This window comes from Pseudoxanthomonas sp. F11, assembly GCF_037046485.1.
Classification (GTDB): domain Bacteria; phylum Pseudomonadota; class Gammaproteobacteria; order Xanthomonadales; family Xanthomonadaceae; genus Pseudoxanthomonas_A.
This window is the reverse complement of record NZ_JBANLZ010000001.1, coordinates 753,231-769,917: the sequence shown is the minus strand read 5'-3', so window position 1 is coordinate 769,917 and position 16,687 is coordinate 753,231. Positions and strand designations below refer to the sequence as shown.

General features: G+C 68.9%; 14 protein-coding genes and 1 tRNA gene. 13 read left to right on the top strand and 2 right to left on the bottom strand.

Annotation, left to right across the window (positions count from 1 at the left end):
• The first annotated feature begins 25 nt into the window (after nucleotides 1-25).
• The 13 genes from tolQ (at nucleotide 26) to V8246_RS03785 (ending at nucleotide 13,541) form a co-directional block, all read left to right on the top strand.
• Nucleotides 26-799: a protein TolQ gene (gene tolQ, locus V8246_RS03845; protein ID WP_093487632.1), complete on the top strand. Its 774-nt coding sequence runs from the start codon at nucleotides 26-28 to the stop codon at nucleotides 797-799.
• A 12-nt stretch (nucleotides 800-811) separates the two neighbouring features.
• Nucleotides 812-1,255, top strand: a complete 444-nt coding sequence (locus V8246_RS03840) for an ExbD/TolR family protein (protein ID WP_162110840.1) — start codon at nucleotides 812-814, stop codon at nucleotides 1,253-1,255.
• On the top strand, nucleotides 1,245-2,285 hold the full coding sequence (gene tolA / locus V8246_RS03835; protein WP_336187974.1) for a cell envelope integrity protein TolA: 1,041 nt from the start codon (nucleotides 1,245-1,247) through the stop codon (nucleotides 2,283-2,285). The genes V8246_RS03840 and tolA overlap by 11 nt, the downstream gene beginning before the upstream one ends.
• 103 nt (nucleotides 2,286-2,388) lie before the next feature.
• Complete coding sequence (gene tolB, locus V8246_RS03830) at nucleotides 2,389-3,708, top strand: Tol-Pal system beta propeller repeat protein TolB (protein WP_336187973.1); 1,320 nt, start codon at nucleotides 2,389-2,391, stop codon at nucleotides 3,706-3,708.
• A gap of 56 nt (nucleotides 3,709-3,764) precedes the next feature.
• Nucleotides 3,765-4,280, top strand: a complete 516-nt coding sequence (gene pal / locus V8246_RS03825) for a peptidoglycan-associated lipoprotein Pal (RefSeq protein WP_336187972.1) — start codon at nucleotides 3,765-3,767, stop codon at nucleotides 4,278-4,280.
• A 15-nt stretch (nucleotides 4,281-4,295) separates the two neighbouring features.
• Entirely contained in the window at nucleotides 4,296-5,126 is an 831-nt protein-coding gene (gene ybgF / locus V8246_RS03820) for a tol-pal system protein YbgF (protein WP_336187971.1), read from the top strand.
• A gap of 61 nt (nucleotides 5,127-5,187) precedes the next feature.
• A complete protein-coding gene (gene queE / locus V8246_RS03815) occupies nucleotides 5,188-5,871 on the top strand; it encodes a 7-carboxy-7-deazaguanine synthase QueE (RefSeq protein ID WP_336187970.1) in 684 nt (227 codons plus the stop codon).
• 158 nt (nucleotides 5,872-6,029) lie between these two features.
• Nucleotides 6,030-6,695, top strand: coding sequence for a 7-cyano-7-deazaguanine synthase QueC (queC, locus tag V8246_RS03810; protein WP_336187969.1), 666 nt, complete (start codon nucleotides 6,030-6,032; stop codon nucleotides 6,693-6,695).
• Between the two features lie 74 nt (nucleotides 6,696-6,769).
• Nucleotides 6,770-6,845, top strand: a tRNA-Lys gene (locus V8246_RS03805).
• A gap of 63 nt (nucleotides 6,846-6,908) precedes the next feature.
• Nucleotides 6,909-8,021 (top strand): PLP-dependent cysteine synthase family protein, encoded by a 1,113-nt coding sequence (locus tag V8246_RS03800; RefSeq protein WP_336187968.1) that lies wholly within the window; start codon nucleotides 6,909-6,911, stop codon nucleotides 8,019-8,021.
• 24 nt (nucleotides 8,022-8,045) lie between these two features.
• Nucleotides 8,046-10,073, top strand: a complete 2,028-nt coding sequence (locus V8246_RS03795; protein ID WP_336187967.1) for a M3 family metallopeptidase — start codon at nucleotides 8,046-8,048, stop codon at nucleotides 10,071-10,073.
• A 114-nt stretch (nucleotides 10,074-10,187) separates the two neighbouring features.
• A complete protein-coding gene (locus tag V8246_RS03790; RefSeq protein ID WP_336187966.1) occupies nucleotides 10,188-12,368 on the top strand; it encodes a glycoside hydrolase family 3 N-terminal domain-containing protein in 2,181 nt (726 codons plus the stop codon).
• 6 nt (nucleotides 12,369-12,374) lie between these two features.
• Complete coding sequence (locus V8246_RS03785) at nucleotides 12,375-13,541, top strand: MFS transporter (protein WP_336187965.1); 1,167 nt, start codon at nucleotides 12,375-12,377, stop codon at nucleotides 13,539-13,541.
• A 7-nt stretch (nucleotides 13,542-13,548) separates the two neighbouring features.
• On the opposite strand, the gene V8246_RS03780 is transcribed toward V8246_RS03785, so the two are convergent.
• Nucleotides 13,549-13,995 carry a hypothetical protein gene (locus V8246_RS03780; protein WP_336187964.1) on the bottom strand — a complete coding sequence of 149 codons (447 nt, stop codon included), beginning with the start codon at nucleotides 13,993-13,995 and terminating at the stop codon, nucleotides 13,549-13,551.
• Between the two features lie 99 nt (nucleotides 13,996-14,094).
• Complete coding sequence (recQ, locus tag V8246_RS03775; RefSeq protein ID WP_336187963.1) at nucleotides 14,095-15,888, bottom strand: DNA helicase RecQ; 1,794 nt, start codon at nucleotides 15,886-15,888, stop codon at nucleotides 14,095-14,097.
• Between the last annotated feature and the right edge of the window lie 799 nt (nucleotides 15,889-16,687).

Here is a 16,687-nt window from a genome sequence, read left to right as displayed (position 1 = left end):
CAACACGAGAATCGAGGAACGACGGATGATCGCAACGCTGCTGGCCTTCCAGGACACCGTGGTGGAGGCGCTGCCGCCGGAAACCGCCGCCGCCGCCGCCCAGGCCACGGCCGAGACCGTGCACAGCGGGATCAACTACATCGACCTGATGCTCAAGGCCAGCCTGCCGGTGAAGCTGATCGTGCTGCTGCTGCTGGCCGGCTCGCTGATCAGCTGGATCATCATTTTCCGCAAGGCGCGGGTGTTCAAGACCGCCAACCGCGACGCCGACGAGTTCGAAGGCCGGTTCTGGTCCGGCGCCGAACTGCACAAGCTCTACGCCGGTGCCGCCGACCGCAATCGCGTGGTCACCGGGCTCGAGGCGATCTTCGAAGCCGGCTTCCGCGAGTTCACCCGCCTGCGCGACAAGCGCGGCCTGGACGGACGCGCGCAGCTGGAAGGCGCGCAGCGCGCGATGCGCGTGACCTACACGCGCGAGGTCGACCAGTTGGAACGCAACCTGGAACTGCTGGCCAACATCGGCTCGACCGCGCCTTACGTGGGCCTGGTAGGCACCGTATTCGGCATCATGGTCACCATGCACGACATGCTCAACAGCGGCGAACAGGCGGGCATCGCCGCCGTGGCGCCCGGCATCTCCGAGGCGTTGTTCGCCACCGCGATCGGCCTGTTCGTCGCCATTCCGGCGGTGTGGGCCTACAACCGTTTCACCACCCGCGTCGAGCGCCTGTCGGTGCGCTACGAGAGCTTCGCCGAGGAATTCAGTTCGATCCTGCAGCGCCAGAGTTCGGGCGAGTAAGCGGAGCGCCCCATGGCCGGAAGCATCTTCCATCGCAAGCGCCGCAAGCTGAAGTCCGAGATCAACGTCGTGCCGTACATCGACGTGATGCTGGTGCTGCTGATCATCTTCATGGTGACCGCGCCGCTGCTCACGTTGAGCGTGGACGTGAAGCTGCCGTCGTCGAGCGCGAAGGCGGTCGAGACCCGCAACGAGCCCATCATCGTCATCGCCTATCCGGACGGCCGCTTCGGCCTGAAGCTGCCGGAAGCCAAGCAGCCTGAAGTGCTGGACGCTGCTGGACTGGAGGCCAAGGTCGCCGCGATCCGGGGCGAGCAGGGCAACGAGTTGCGCATCATGGTGGCGGCCGAAGGTTCGGCGCCCTACCAGAAGGTGCTGGATGCGATGGACGTGCTCCGTCGCGCCAAGGTCAGCAATGTCAGCCTGATGACCAACGCGGGTGGCAATGCACGCTGAAGTCGCCCCGCGCCATCCGGCCCAACGCGACGAAGGGCTGGGCCGGGCGATCGCCTGGGCGGTCGGCCTGCACCTGCTGCTGGCCGTGCTGCTGATCGTGTCGCCGCTGCTGACCTGGGACCGCGATCGCCTCAATGCGGCCGGTGCGCCGACGATGGAGGCCACGCTGGACGCGTCCGCTGCCGACCAGCGCGCCGTCGAACGCGCGCTCGACTTCACGCCTGCGCCGTTGCCCGAGCCTGTACCGGAGCCGGCGCCGGAAGATACGGTGCCGCCGCCGCAGCCGATTCCCGAGCCGTCCCCGCAGGATGCGCCGGTCGAACGCCAGGCCGAGGCGCAGGAGCGCATTCCCGTTCCCGATACGACCGAACAGGACGAGGCGAGGCTGGAGGCGATCTCGCAGGAAAAGGCCCGTCAGGAGCAGGAAGCCAAGCGCCGCCAGGAACAGATCGATCTGACCGAGCGCAAGCGCCAGGAGCAGGCCGAGCAGCAGCGCCGCCTGGCCGCGCAGCAGGAAGAGGACCGGCAGAAGCGCATCGCCGCCGAGGCGCAGCAGAAGGCCGAAGCCGACAAGAAGCGGTTGGAGGAAATCCGCCGGCAGCGTGCCCAGGCCGCCCGCGAGGCGCAGCTGGCCGAGCAGAAGCTGCGCCAGCTGGCCGACGCGCGTGCGCGGCAGGCGGCTTCGTCGGCCAACCAGTCGCAATACAGCCAGCCCGCGGCTCCGGCCGGAAGCGGCGGCACCGATGCGGACCTGCGGGGTCGTTATGCGGCGGCCATCCAGGAGGCGGTGTTGAGGCAGTGGACCCGTCCCGAGTCGGTGCCGGTCGGCACCCGCTGCCGGGTGGTGATCACCCAGCTGCCGGGCGGCGAGGTGATGAGCGCCAAGGTCCAGCCCGGGTGCGCGATGGACGCGGCGGGCCAGGATTCGGTGGAGCGCGCGGTGCTGAAGGCCCAGCCGCTGCCGTACCGGGGCTACGAATCGGTGTTCGCGCGTACCCTGACGCTCAACTTCGAGGCTCGGGATCGCTGACTTCACGCGGCGTTTTCGCGATCCTCGTTCACAATTGTTAAAACGTTCACGCGGGGGCTGGTATCCCTGTGCCGCCCCGCCCAACCGCAGAGTTGCCGTGCCCATGATCAAACCGCTGCGCTGGTTCGCCCTCGTCCTCTTCACGCTCCTGCCCGCGCTGGCTTCCGCCCAGCAGCAGGGTCTGGAAATCGACATCATCGGCGGCAACGCCTCCGCCCTGCCCATCACCGTGGTGCCCATGCCCTACCAGGGCACGGCCGCCGCGCCGGCCACCGATGTGGCGGCGGTGGTGCGTGCCGACCTGGAGCGTTCCGGGGCGTTCCGGACCCTGCCGGTGGCCAGCATCACCGAGCGCCCGACGCGGGGCGGCGAGATCCAGTACCCGACCTGGCGCGCCCTGCGTCAGGACTACCTGGTGGTCGGTCGCGTGGCCGATGCCGGCGACGGCAGCTACCGGGTGGAGTACGAACTGTTCGACGTGGCCAAGCAGGAGCGCATGCTCGGCCTGGCGATGACTGCCCGCGCCAGCGCCATGCGTGACGTGGCCCACCAGATGGCCGACGCCATCTACGAAAAGATCCTGGGTGTGCGTGGCGCGTTCTGGACACGCATCGCCTACGTGACCGCCGCCGGCACCGGCAAGGCCACGCGCTATGCGCTGATGGTGGCCGATTCGGACGGCTATAACCCGCAGACCGTGGTGCGCTCGGCCGAGCCGCTGCTGTCGCCGTCGTGGAGCCCGGACGGCCGCAGGCTGGCCTACGTCAGCTTCGAAAGCGGCAACTCGGCCATCTATATCCAGGACATCTCCACTGGCGCGCGCGAGAAGGTGGCCAGCTTCCGCGGCATCAACGGCGCCCCCGCGTTCTCGCCGGACGGCCGCCAGTTGGCGTTGACCCTGTCGCGCAGCGGGAATCCCGAGATCTACGTGATGGACCTGGGCAGCCGTTCGCTGCGCCAGCTGACCAACACCTCCGCCATCGACACCGAGCCGGTGTGGAGCGCGGACGGCGGCACGATCTACTTCACCTCCGACCGCGGCGGTCGCCCGCAGATCTACCGCGTCCCGGCGGCAGGCGGCAGCGCCAGCCGGGTGACGTTTGAGGGCACGTACAACGCCACCGCCACCGTGTCCTTCGACGGCAAGAAGATCGCCGTCGTGCAGGGCGCGGGCAACAACTACCGCATCGCCCTGATGGACAGCAGCCTGGGCAGTGCGCGCTGGTCGTCGCTGTCGCCGGGCTCGCTGGACGAATCGCCCAGCTTCGCCCCCAATGCCAGCATGGTGCTGTATGCCGCGCGCGAGGGCGGGCGGGGCGTGCTGTATGCCGTCTCGGCCGATGCGCGCGTACGCCAGCGTCTGGTCGTGGCCAATGCCGATGTGCGCGAACCGGCGTGGTCGCCTTACCGGACCGCCCGTTAAGTTTATGTCTACAATGTAACTTCGATCCCCCGTTCCCCATGACGCAAGGAATGACCATGAACAACACCACCCGTGTGCTGATGCTGTCCCTGATGTCCGTTGCCGTGCTGGCAGGTTGCAAGAAGGCCGTCAAGCCGGAAGCGCCGGCCGATACCACTACTACCGCGCCGACCACCCCGACCGCGCCGACCACCTCGGGCGTGTACGGCCCGAACGACCTGGACACCGACGCCTGCCTGCGCCAGCGCGTGGTGTACTTCGACCTGGACCAGGACGCCCTGAAGCCGGAGTTCCAGGCCATCATGGGCTGCCACGCCAAGTACCTGCGCGACCGTCCGTCCTCGCGCATCTCGCTGGAAGGCCACGCCGACGAGCGCGGCAGCCGCGAGTACAACCTGGGTCTGGGCGAGCGCCGCGGCAATGCCGTCAATTCGGCCCTGCAGGCTGCCGGCGGTTCGGCCAGCCAGCTGACCGTGGTCAGCTACGGCGAAGAGCGCCCGGTGTGCACCCAGTCCGACGAGTCCTGCTGGTCGCAGAACCGTCGCGTCGAGATCGTCTACACGGCCAAGTAAGCCGTCGTCGTCACGATGATCGCCAAGAAGTACATGCTGGTTCTCGCGGCGGCCCTGGTGGCCGCCGCTCCCGCCCATGCCCAGCGCGTCAGCCTGGCCGACCGCGTCGCGGCGCTGGAGGCCAAAGCCAACAATCCCCAGCAGAATCTCGACCTGCTCAACCGCGTCACCCAGCAGGAAACGGAACTGCGCGAGCTGCGGGCCCAGCTGGAACAGCTGCAGAACGAGAACGAACAGCTCAAGCAGCGCAACCGGGACCAGTACCTGGACCTGGACGGCCGTCTCAACCGCCTGGAAGGCGGCGCTGCGCCGGTCACTCCCGCGCCTGTGGCGGCGCCTCCGCTGAGCAGCACACCGACATCCGGGCCGGCCACTGCGCCGGCGCCTGCCGTTGCCCCCGCCACCACCGAACGCCCGCCCAGCGTGCATGGCGACCTGGGCGCGATGTCCGCGGCCGGCGACGAACGCACCGCGTACAACGTCGCCTTCGACAAGCTCAAGGCCGGCGATTACGCCGACGCCGCGCAGTTGTTCAGCAGCTTTCTCCAGTTGTACCCCTCGGGCGTCTACGCACCCAACGCGCTGTACTGGCTGGGCGAGAGTTACTACGTCACCCAGAATTACGCGCTGGCGGCGGACCAGTTCCGTGCGCTGCTGGCCCAGTACCCCACGCACGACAAGGCTGCCGGCGCCCTGTTGAAACTGGGCTTGTGCGACTACGGGCTGGGCAAACTGCCCGAAGCCGAGCGCACGCTGGCCGAGGTCGTCGCGAAGTACCCCGGCACCGACGTCGCCCGTACCGCCGACGATCGCCTGCGCGCGATCCAGCTGGGCCGCCTGCGCTGAGCCATCGCGTCCGGGCACCCACGCGGCCCGCCGGGCACGCAGGGCGTATCATGCGCACCCCATGAACGACGCCGCCCGCCCCAGCGAGATCGTCCAGTCCCCGCTGGAACGCCTCAAGATCACCGAAATCTTCCTGTCCCTGCAGGGAGAGGCCAATGCCGTCGGCTGGCCCACCGTGTTCGTGCGCCTGACCGGCTGCCCCCTGCGCTGCCAGTACTGCGACACCGCCTACGCCTTCCACGGCGGGCAATGGCGGGAGATCGACGACATCGTGGCCGAAGTCGCGCGCCAGGGTGTGCGGCATGTCTGCGTGACCGGCGGCGAACCGCTCTCGCAGAAGCGCTGCCTGTCGCTGCTGCAGAAGCTGTGCGATGCGGGCTTCGACGTGTCGCTGGAAACCTCGGGCGCCATCGACATCGCCGGCGTGGATCCGCGCGTCTCGCGCGTGGTCGACTTGAAGACGCCCGGCTCGAGGGAGATGGCCCGCAACCGGCTGGAGAACATTCCGCTACTCACCGCGCGCGACCAGGTGAAATTCGTCCTGTGCGGCCGCGGGGACTACGAATGGGCGCGCGCCATGGTGGCCGAGCACCGGCTGGCTGAGCGCTGCGACGTGCTGTTCTCGCCCAGCAAGAGCGAACTCGATCCGCGCGACCTGGCGGACTGGATCGTCGCCGACCGCCTGCCGGTACGCTTCCAGATGCAGCTGCACAAGCTGCTGTGGAACGACGAGCCGGGGCGTTGAGGGCGGGGATTGGGCATTCGGGATTCGGGATTCGGGATTCGTGAGTCCGACAGCACGCGCTTCCCACGAGGACCCACCGAGCGACCGGTCGCCACAACGTTAAAGCACATCCTGTTCCGCCGTTGCCAATCCCGAATCCCCACTCCCGAATCCCGCACATGAAAAACGCCGTCGTCCTACTTTCCGGAGGCATGGACTCCGCCGTCGTCGTCGCCATCGCCCGCGCGCAGGGCTTCGCCGTGCATGCGCTCAGCGTGCGCTACGGCCAGCGGCACACCTCCGAGCTCGACGCCGCTGCGCGCGTGGCGCAGTCCCTGGGCGCCGTGGCGCACAAGACCGTGCACGTGGACCTGCGCAGCATCGGCGGCTCGGCGCTGACCGACGACATCGATGTGCCCGAGGCCGGCGGCCCCGGTATCCCGGTGACCTACGTGCCCGCGCGCAACACCATCATGCTGTCCGTCGCGCTGGGCTGGGCCGAGGTGCTGGGCGCCAGCGACATCTTCTGCGGCGTCAACGCGGTGGACTACTCGGGCTATCCGGATTGCCGGCCGGAATTCATCGAGGCGTTCGAGAAGCTCGCCAACCTCGCCACCAAGGCGGGGGTGGAAGGGGCTGGCCTGCGCATCCATGCGCCGCTGCTGCGCCTGAGCAAGGCCGACATCGTGCGCGAAGGCATGCGCTTGGGCGTCGATTTCTCGCAGACGGTGTCCTGCTACCAGGCCGACGACCAGGGACGCGCCTGCGGGCACTGCGATGCCTGCCGCCTGCGCGCCGCCGGCTTCGCCGACGCCGGCGTGCCGGACCCCACGCACTACGTGTGAACCGGGCGGATTTCGCCCCCTCGCGGACGATGCGCTAGAATGCGCATCCCGGTGCAAGGCCGGGATGCGTTCCCGGGCCGTTAGCTCAGTCGGTAGAGCAGAAGACTTTTAATCTTTTGGTCGAAGGTTCGAATCCTTCACGGCCCACCACGCACATCCCGCCGCCGCGCCATCACCGCGCCGCTTTCGCATCGGCGCACGCAAGGGGGCGGCGTGACCACGGCAGCACGTGACTGGACGGCGCAGGCGATCCAGCGCATCGAAGCGGACTTCAACCGGTCCGCCGATACCCACCTCATCCCGCTGCCGCTGCCCGGCTTTCCCGGCATCGACGTCTACCTGAAGGACGAGTCCAGCCACCCCACCGGCAGTCTGAAGCACCGCCTGGCGCGCTCGCTGTTCCTGTACGCGCTGTCGAACGGATGGCTGCGCGAGGGCGCGCCGGTGATCGAGGCCTCCAGCGGCTCCACCGCCGTGTCCGAAGCCTACTTCGCGCGTCTGTTGGGTCTGCCGTTCATCGCGGTGATGCCGTCCTCGACCTCGCCGGACAAGATCGCCGCGATCCAGTTCCAGGGTGGCCGCTGCCACCTGGTCGAGGATCCGGGCGCGATCAATGACGTGTCGCGGCAGCTCGCCTGCGAGACGGGTGGCCATTTCCTGGACCAGTTCACCTACGCCGAACGCGCCACCGACTGGCGGGCGAACAACAACATCGCCGAATCCATCTTCAAGCAGATGGACGCCGAACCGCACCCCATTCCCGACTGGATCGTGTGCAGCCCGGGCACCGGCGGCACCAGCGCCACCCTGGGGCGCTATGTCCGCTACCGCCGTCATCCCACCCGTGTGCTGTGCGCGGATCCGGAGCATTCGGTGTTCTTCGACCAGTACCGGGGTGCCTGCGCCGGCTGCGAGGATACGGCGCTGACCTGCGGACGCGGATCCGGCATCGAGGGCATCGGGCGTCCGCATTGCGAGCCCAGTTTCATCCCCGCCTGCATCGACGCGATGGTGAAGGTACCCGATGCGCTGAGCCTGGCCGCCATGCGCCACGTCAGCACCGTGCTGGGCCGGCGCGTCGGCGGCTCCACCGGTACCAACTTCGTCGGCGTGCTGACCGCGGCCGAACGCATGCGGGCCGCCGGCCGGTCCGGTTCCATCGTCAGCATCCTGTGCGACAGCGGTGAACGGTACGCGCACAGCTACTACAACCGGGACTGGTATCTGGAGCGCGGCATCCCCATCGTGGAAAGCGACGATGCCGTCGCGACCGCCGTCGCCGGACGCGGCCTGCCGCCACTGGCGCAGGCCGACTGGCCCCTCTGAATTCCCTTCGCACCAGGTGTCCCCATGACCAACCCCCTGCTCGACTTCTCGGGCCTGCCGCGTTTCGACGAGATCCGTGCCGAGCACATCGCGCCCGCCATCGCCCACCTGCTGGCCGATGCGGAAGCGGCGGTCGCCGCCGCCGAGGCGGTTTCGCCGGTGACCTGGGACAGCTTCGTGGTGCCGCTGGACGACGCCACCGAACGCCTCGCCCGGGCCTGGAACCAGGTGACCCATCTGGAGGCCGTGGTGAACACGCCCGCCCTGCGCGGCGCCTACAACGCGCAGTTGCCGAAGGTGACGCGTTTCTGGAGCGCACTGGGACAGAACCTGGCGCTGTACCGCCAGTACCGTGCCCTGGCCGATGCGCCCGAGGCCGTGCATTACGATGATGCGCGACGCAAGGTGCTGGAGAACGCATTGCGCGACTTCCGCCTGGGCGGCGCGGAGCTGCCGGATGCGCAGAAGGCCCGCTTCGCCGAGGTGAAGGAAGAGCTAGCCGCCCTGTCGGCGAAGTTCTCGCAGAACGTGCTGGATGCTACCGACGAGTACGAATTCTGGATCAAGGACAAGCAGCACCTGGGCGGCCTGCCGGCCGACGTGGTGGCCGCCGCGCGCGCCGCCGCCAAGGCCGACGACGAGCCCGGCTGGAAGTTCACCCTGCAGATGCCGTGCTACCTGCCGGTGCAGACGTATGCCGACGATCGCGCGCTGCGCGAGACGCTGTACCGGGCCAACGCGGTGCGCGCCTCGGAGCTGGGCGGCAACGAAGCGCTCGACAACTCCGCGCTGATCGACCGCATCCTGGCGCTGCGCATGGAGCTGGCCGGCATGCTCGGCTTCGACAGCTACGCCGCCTATTCGCTGGCCACCAAGATGGCCGACACGCCCGACGAGGTGCTGCGCTTCCTGCGCGATCTGGCCGCGCGCGCCAAGCCGCATGCGCAGCGCGACCGCGCCGAACTGGAAGCCTTCGCGCGCGAGCACCTGGGGCTGGACACCGTCGAAGCCTGGGACCTGGCCTACGCCAGCGAGAAGCTCAAGCAGGCGCGCTACAGCTTCTCGGCGCAGGAGGTGAAGCAGTACTTCACCGAGCCGGCGGTGCTGAAGGGCCTGTTCGGCGTGATCGGCGACCTGTACGGCCTGCGGGTGGAGCAGGATGCGGCGCCCACCTGGCATCCGGATGTGCGCTTTTACCGGCTGGTGGACGACCAGGGCACGCTGGTCGGCCAGTTCTACCTGGACCTGTACGCCCGCGAGGGCAAGCGGGGCGGCGCCTGGATGGACGACTGCCGCAACCGGCGCGACACGGCGCGGGGGACGCAGACGCCGATCGTGTACCTGGTGTGCAACTTCGGCAAAGGTGTGGACGGCAGGCCCGCGACCCTCAGCCACAACGATGTCACCACCCTGTTCCACGAGATGGGGCACGGCCTGCACCAGCTGCTGACGCAGGTCGGCGAGCTGGGCGTGGCCGGCATCAACGGGGTGGAGTGGGATGCGGTGGAGCTGCCCAGCCAGTTCATGGAGAACTTCTGCTGGGAATGGGCGCGGGTGCAGGCGATGACGGCGCACGTGGATACCGGTGAACCCTTGCCGCGCGCGCTGTTCGACAGGATGGTCGCGGCGAAGAATTTCCAGAGCGGGATGGCGACGGTCCGCCAGCTCGAGTTCGGGCTGTTCGACATGCAGCTGCACAGCGGCTTCGATGCGGCCGACGACAGCGTGCTGGCGCTGCTGGACCGGGTGCGCGCCGAGGTGGCGGTGAACGTGCCGCCGGACTGGAACCGCTTCCCGCACCAGTTCAGCCACATCTTCGCCGGCGGTTACGGGGCCGGCTACTACAGCTACAAGTGGGCCGAGGTGCTCAGTGCCGATGCCTACGCGGCGTTCGAGGAAGCGCCGGAGGAGGTCGCGGCCACCGGCGCACGCTTCCGCCGCGAAATCCTGGCACGGGGCGGCAGCCGTCCGGCGGGTGAGAGCTTCCGCGCCTTCCGTGGCCGCGCGCCGCGCATCGACGCCCTGCTGCGGCATTCCGGCATGGCGAGCTGAGGCGGGCGGTCCCGGGAGGACGCCGAGGCCCTCCCCGGCGGGGTTTGACCCTGACTGTAAACGTTTTCATAATGCCGTCTCCGTAACACCCGCGTTGCCGGGAGGATCGCCTACATGCCGCATCAGCGAAGGATCGAGCGCCTGATCGCCGCCATGACGCTGGAGGAAAAGATCGGCCAGCTCGGCGCCTTCGCCGATGCGCTGCGGCCGTTCGCCTTCGAGGTCAACCCGGAGACCTTCGCCCGCGATGCCGAGCAGGTGCGCGAGCAGATCCGCAGCGGCCGCGTCGGCGCGCTGTTCAACGGCGTGGGCGCGGCCGAGGGCCGCGAGGCGCAGCGCATCGCGGTGGAGGAGAGCCGCCTGGGCATCCCGCTGCTGCTGGGCGCCGACGTGATCCACGGCATGCGCACCGTGTTCCCGATCCCGCTGGGCGAAGCCGCCAGTTTCGAACCCGATCTGGCCGAGCGCACCGCGCGGGCCACCGCGAAGGAAGCGACCGCGGCCGGCATCCACTGGACGTTCGCGCCGATGGTGGATGTCGCGCGCGACCAGCGCTGGGGCCGCGTGGCCGAAACCTCCGGCGAGGACGTGTACCTGTCCTGCGAGTTCGCCTCCGCCCGCGTGCGCGGCTTCCAGGGCGAGGACCTGACCGCGCCCGATTCGCTGCTGACCACGCCCAAGCACTTCGCCGCCTATGGCGCGATTTCCGCCGGCCTGGACTACAACTTCGTGGACATGGCGCCGCAGACCCTGCGCGACGTGCACCTGCCGCCGTTCAAGGCCGCCCTGGATGCCGGCGCACTGACGCTGATGAGTTCGTTCAACGACATCAACGGCGTGCCCGCGTCCGCCAACCGCGAACTGCTGACCGACATCCTGCGCGGCGAGTGGAAGTTCGAGGGCTTCGTCGTCTCCGATTACACGTCCGACCTGGAACTGGTCGCCCACGGCTATGCCGCCGATGAGGCCGATGCAGCGCAGAAGGCGCTGTCGGCCGGCCTGGACATGAGCCTGCAGAGCGGCGTGTACGCCAACCACGTGGCCGCACTCGTGGAGCAGGGCAGGCTGTCGATGGCCGAGGTCGACGAGGCGGTGCGCCGCGTGCTGCACGTGAAGGCGGCGGCCGGCCTGTTCGACGATCCCTACCGCTGCCTGGACGCCGCACGCGAGGCGGACCAATCGCACATCCCGGCGCACGACGCGCTGGCGCGCGACTGTGCGCGCCGGTCCATCGTCCTGCTGAAGAACGATGGCGACGTGCTGCCTCTGAAGAAGCGCGGCCAACGGATCGCGCTGATCGGGCCGTTCGCGCAGGACACCGCCCACCTCGGTGGCTGCTGGAACATCTTCGGCGATGCCTCGCGCATGGTCGATCTGGAAACCGGTCTGCGCGCGGCGCTGGACGATCCGTCCGCACTGGTCGTCGTGCCGGGCAGCGGCATCGAGGACGCGGTCGAGGGCGGCATCGAGGCCGCGGTGGCCGCCGCACGCGCGGCCGATGTCGTGCTGCTGGCGCTGGGCGAACCGCATGACTTCTCCGGCGAGGCGCAGTCGCGCACGCAGATCGTGATCCCCGCGGCACAGCAGGCATTGGCCGAGGCTGTCGCCGCGACCGGCACACCCGTCGTGGTGGTGCTGCGCAACGGCCGTGCGCTGGCGCTGGAGGGCGCGGTGCGCGAGGCGCAGGCGCTGTTGGTGACGTGGTTCCTCGGCACGCAGACCGGGCCGGCGGTGGCCGATGTGGTATTCGGCGACTACAACCCCTCGGCGCGCCTGCCGGTGAGCTTCCCGCAGGACGCAGGCCAGCAGCCGTACTTCTACAACCATCCCGCCACCGGCCGTCCCAACGTGCCGGGCACGCCGCGTTTCTTCCAGACACGCTGGCGTGAGGTGCCGCATGCGGCGCTGTATCCGTTCGGCCATGGGCTGACGTACACGCGGTTCGAGTACGGCCTGCCGCAGCTCAGCGCCGTCCGGCTGGGCTGGGACGACACCCTGACGGTCCGCACGCGCATCACCAACGCCGGTGCGCGCGATGGCGAAGAAGTGGTGCAGCTGTACGTGCGCGATCGCATCGCCAGCCGGGTGCGGCCGGTCCGCGAGCTGAAGCGGTTCCGCAAGGTCGCTCTGGCCGCCGGACAGTCGCTGGATGTCGAATTCACCCTGACGCGTGCCGACCTCGCGTTCCATGGCGTCGACAACCAGTTGGCGGCAGAGCCTGGCCTGTTCGACCTGTGGGTCGCGCCTTCGGCCACGGCGGGCGAGGCGGTGCAGTTCGAGCTGCTCGCGTCCTGACGCGGCATGTCGGTCCCTGAGGCCTTCCACGGCCGTGCGGGCGCGGACCGCCCCGGCGCGCGCGAACGCATCGCCACCCGTCTCGCCTTCTTCATCGCCGGCTTCGCGGTATCGGCCTGGGCGCCGTTGATTCCGTTCGCCAAGCGCAGGCTGGCCCTCGACGATGCGCAACTCGGGCTGATGCTGCTCTGCCTGGGCATCGGTTCCGTGTTGATGATGCCGCTGGCCGGCGGACTGGCCGCGCGGTTCGGCTGCCGGCGCACGATCCTCGCCGCGGGCACGGTGATCTGCCTGTGCCTGCCGGCGCTGATGCTGGCGCCCTCGATTCCAGTGCTGGCGGCGGCGTTGGCCGTGTTCGGCGCCGGCCTGGGCGTGCTGGACGTGGTGATGAACCTGCAGGCGGTGATCGTCGAGCGCGCCAGCGGGCGCGCCATGATGTCCGGGTTCCACGGCATGTACAGCGTCGGCGGCATCGCCGGCGCCGGCGGCGTGGCGGGTGCGCTGGCATGGGGTGCGTCGCCGCTGGGCGCGATCACCGGTACGGCCGTGCTGGCGGCGCTGCTGCTGGCCGCGGCACGGAGTGGCCTGCTGGCGCAGGGCGGCGAAGGCGATCATCCGGCGTTCGTGCTGCCGCGCGGCCGCGTGCTGCTGCTGGGCGCGGTGTGCTTCGCGATGTTCCTGTCCGAAGGCGCCGTGCTGGACTGGAGCGCGGTCTTCCTCAGCACCGTGCGTCATGCCGACCCCGCAACCGCAGGCTTCGGCTATGTGGCCTTCGCGGTGACGATGACGCTCGGTCGCCTGAGCGGCGACCGCATCGTGCAGGCATGGGGCGCGTTCCGGGTGGTCGTCTGCGGTGCGCTCGTCGCTGCGTCGGGTTTCGCTGTGGCCATCCTGTGTACGTCGCCGATGGCAGGACTGGCAGGCTTCGCGCTGGTCGGTGCGGGCGCCGCGAACGTGGTGCCGGTGATGTTCTCCGCGGCGGGACGGCAGCACGACATGCCCACGCACCTGGCGGTGGCCGCCGTCACCACGATGGGTTACGCGGGCGTGTTGCTGGGGCCTGCGGCGCTGGGTTTCGTCGCCAAGGCGACCTCGCTGCCGATGGCGTTCGGCCTGCTCGTCGCGTTGCTGCTGTGCGTGGCCGGCGCTGCGCGCCAGGCCACGCGCAGCTGACGGCGGATCAGGGGCGCGGCGCGGCCCGCATCATCGGTCCGGGGCCATGACCGGGGCCGTAGTAAAAGCCGGGCCCATCGGAACGACTGACATTGATGTCGAGGTTGAACGTACGCGGTTTGCCTTCGTCGTTGTACGTGGTCTTGCACAGGTTGAGGTTGGCCGCGTTGTAGGTGCTGCGGCCGTATCCCTTGCTGTAGCCTATGCCGGTGGTGATGCTGCCGCTCACGCCATCGCCGTCGTCATCGCCGTACCAGGCGCAGGGGTCGACAGGCACTTCGGCGCGCGGTCCCTTCGGTTTTGCCTGCTGGCGGTCGCCGTACCACGTGCCGGGCGCGTCGTTGGCGTAGGCACTGGCGTTGGGCAGGGCCAGATCCAGAGCCTCGGCGTTCGACTGGGCCAAGGCGGGCGTTGCTGTCAGCAAGGCGAGCAGAGCGAACGGCAACGTCTTCATGCTGGATTCCTGGAAGCGGCGCGCCGGGCGGGCACCTGCAGGGAACGCTAACAGCCGGGAATTGAATGCCGGCTGATGCGGACGCCTTCGCGGCCGAACTCAGCCGACCGCACCCAGGGCTTCCAGCACGCGCTCGCCGTAGCGCGCCAGCTTCGCGCCACCGATGCCGCCCACACGCGCCAGGTCGTCCAGCGTGGCGGGCTGCTGCTCGGCGATGGTGCGCAGCGTGCTGTCGTGGAAGATGACGTAGGCCGGCACGTTCTGCTCGCGCGCCAGCTGCGCGCGCAGGTCGCGCAGGGCCTGGAAGCGGGGCAGGTCGGCGGCCTCGACGGCCACGCCGCTGCGAGAGCTGCGGTCGCGTTCGCGCCGCTCGCGCTGTTCCTTGCGCAGCTGCAGGCGTCGCTCGCCCCGCAGCACCGCGCGGCTGCCTTCGGTCAGCCGCAGGCTGCCGAACTCGGCCTCCACTTCCAGCAGGCCGCAGGCCACCAGCTGCCGGAACACGCTGCGCCAGGTGGTGGCGTCCAGGTCCTTGCCGATGCCGTAGGTAGTCAGGTGGTCGTGGCCGCACTGGCGGATACGTTCGCTCTCGCTGCCGCGCAACACGTCGATCACATGGTTCACGCCGAAGCGCTGACCGCTGCGGTACACGCAGCTCAGGGCCTTCTGCGCGGCCTCGGTGGCGTCCCAGGTCTCGGCGGGGCTCAGGCAGTTGTCGCAGTTGCCGCAGTCGTGCGGGTATACCTCGCCGAAACCGGCCAGCAGCACCTGCCGCCGGCACTGGGTGGATTCGCAGTAGCCGAGCAATTGGTCCAGCTTGCGCCGCTCCAGGCGCTTGCGTTCTTCCCCCGCCTCGGACTGCTCGATCATCTGCTTGAGCAGCACCACATCGCCCAGCCCGTAGCACAGCCAGGCTTCGGCGGCCTCGCCATCGCGGCCGGCGCGGCCGGTTTCCTGATAGTAGCCTTCCATCGACTTGGGCAGGTCCACGTGCGCCACGAAGCGCACGTCGGGCTTGTCGATGCCCATGCCGAAGGCGATGGTGGCCACCATGACGATGCCGTCCTCGCGCAGAAAGCGCCGCTGGTGGTGCGCACGCACTTCGGCATCCAGGCCGGCGTGGTAGGGCAGGGCATTGAAGCCCTGTTCGGCCAGGTAATCGGCGAACTGCTCCACCCGCTTGCGCGACAGGCAGTAGACGATGCCTGCCTCGCCCCGGTGCTTGCGAAGGAAGTCCCTCAGTTGGTGGCGGGCGTTGTCCTTCTGCACCACGGTGTAGCGGATGTTGGGGCGGTCGAACGAGCTGACGAACTTCTGCGCGTCCACCAGGTTCAGCCGCTCGGCGATCTCGCGCTGGGTGGGCGGGTCCGCGGTGGCGGTCAGCGCGATGCGCGGCACGTCGGGCCAGCGCTCGTGGAGCAGGGCCAGTTCCAGGTATTCGCGGCGGAAGTCGTGGCCCCAGGCCGAGACGCAGTGCGCCTCGTCGATGGCGAACAGGGCGATCCGGCTGCGGTCCAGCAGCGACAGGAAGCGCCCTGTCAGCAGCCGCTCCGGCGCCACGTACAGCAGGTCCAGATCGCCCCGGAGCAGGGCCTGTTCCACTTGGGCGGCTTCGTCGGCGGCCAGCGAGGAATTCAGGAATGCGGCGCGCACGCCCAGCTGGCGCAGGGCGTCCACCTGGTCCTGCATCAAGGCGATCAACGGCGAAACGACGATGCCGGTGCCCTCGCGCAGCAGCGCGGGCACCTGGTAGCACAGCGACTTGCCGGCGCCCGTGGGCATCAGTACCAGGGCATCGTGGCCCGCGGCGAGGTGTTCGACGATGGTCTGCTGGTGGCCGCGGAAGGCGCTGTAACCGAAGACGCGCTGCAGTGTTTCGAGGGCGGGAGACGACATGGGGACAAGGATAACGCGCGGACGGGTGCTGGCCTGGTCGGTGGGCACAGGGGGCTATCGGGAAACCCTTTGACTGGGGGTAGGAGTTCATCCTGGTGCGAGCGGCGGGTGGAAGCCCCTCTCGCTGCGGCGATCGAAGGATGTCCCGGTGGGAGAGGGGTTGGGAGAGGGGCAACGAAGACACTGTCCCACCAGACGTGGGTTTGGCACCACATCCACGATGGCATTTGTTTCATGGCCTTGCGGGATGGACTTTTTTTATTGGATACATGGCGCCGCTCGCCGCGGGGGCCTCCTTTCTTTGCTTGTGCAAAGAAAGGAGCAAAGAAACACACCCCAGGCGGCACGCCCTGCGCTTCGCTCCGGGTCCGCGGGCGGGCCGGGAATTTTCGTATGGCACATCCCTGTGCCATACGAAAACGCCGTCATCCATGACGGCGCCCTTCGGGTTTTACCCGGCCCGCTCGCCGTGCCTCATGGGGACACGAAGGCAAGCAAAAGCGAAGCTGCAGCCTCGGATCTCTCAGGCGTGGCTCTTGGGGCCCCTGAGGTCCGGCAGTCCCGGCGGGTAAAACCCGCAGGGCGGCGCACAAGGATGTGCGCCGTTTTCGGCCGGGGCAGGAGGCCCCGTCCGAAAATTCCCGCCGGGACTGCGCACCCGCCGCTTGGCGGCGGGCGGACCGCCGGGGTGTGTTTCTTTTGCTTACTTTTCTTTGCACAAGCAAAGAAAAGTAAGGCCCCGCGGCCAGCGGCACCATCTCTCGAGGCAAGCGATCCATCCGCAAGTCCAAAAAGAAAC

What these genes read in the sequence shown, in the direction of transcription:
- pal (WP_336187972.1), top strand. Translation starts at nt 3,765, where the DNA reads ATGAACAACACCACCCGTGTGCTGATGCTGTCCCTGATGTCCGTTGCC.
- V8246_RS03780 (WP_336187964.1), bottom strand. Translation starts at nt 13,995, where the DNA reads ATGAAGACGTTGCCGTTCGCTCTGCTCGCCTTGCTGACAGCAACGCCC.
- V8246_RS03785 (WP_336187965.1), top strand. Translation starts at nt 12,375, where the DNA reads ATGTCGGTCCCTGAGGCCTTCCACGGCCGTGCGGGCGCGGACCGCCCC.
- recQ (WP_336187963.1), bottom strand. Translation starts at nt 15,888, where the DNA reads ATGTCGTCTCCCGCCCTCGAAACACTGCAGCGCGTCTTCGGTTACAGC.
- tolQ (WP_093487632.1), top strand. Translation starts at nt 26, where the DNA reads ATGATCGCAACGCTGCTGGCCTTCCAGGACACCGTGGTGGAGGCGCTG.
- V8246_RS03840 (WP_162110840.1), top strand. Translation starts at nt 812, where the DNA reads ATGGCCGGAAGCATCTTCCATCGCAAGCGCCGCAAGCTGAAGTCCGAG.
- queC (WP_336187969.1), top strand. Translation starts at nt 6,030, where the DNA reads ATGAAAAACGCCGTCGTCCTACTTTCCGGAGGCATGGACTCCGCCGTC.
- V8246_RS03790 (WP_336187966.1), top strand. Translation starts at nt 10,188, where the DNA reads ATGCCGCATCAGCGAAGGATCGAGCGCCTGATCGCCGCCATGACGCTG.
- tolB (WP_336187973.1), top strand. Translation starts at nt 2,389, where the DNA reads ATGATCAAACCGCTGCGCTGGTTCGCCCTCGTCCTCTTCACGCTCCTG.
- tolA (WP_336187974.1), top strand. Translation starts at nt 1,245, where the DNA reads ATGCACGCTGAAGTCGCCCCGCGCCATCCGGCCCAACGCGACGAAGGG.
- V8246_RS03795 (WP_336187967.1), top strand. Translation starts at nt 8,046, where the DNA reads ATGACCAACCCCCTGCTCGACTTCTCGGGCCTGCCGCGTTTCGACGAG.
- ybgF (WP_336187971.1), top strand. Translation starts at nt 4,296, where the DNA reads ATGATCGCCAAGAAGTACATGCTGGTTCTCGCGGCGGCCCTGGTGGCC.
- queE (WP_336187970.1), top strand. Translation starts at nt 5,188, where the DNA reads ATGAACGACGCCGCCCGCCCCAGCGAGATCGTCCAGTCCCCGCTGGAA.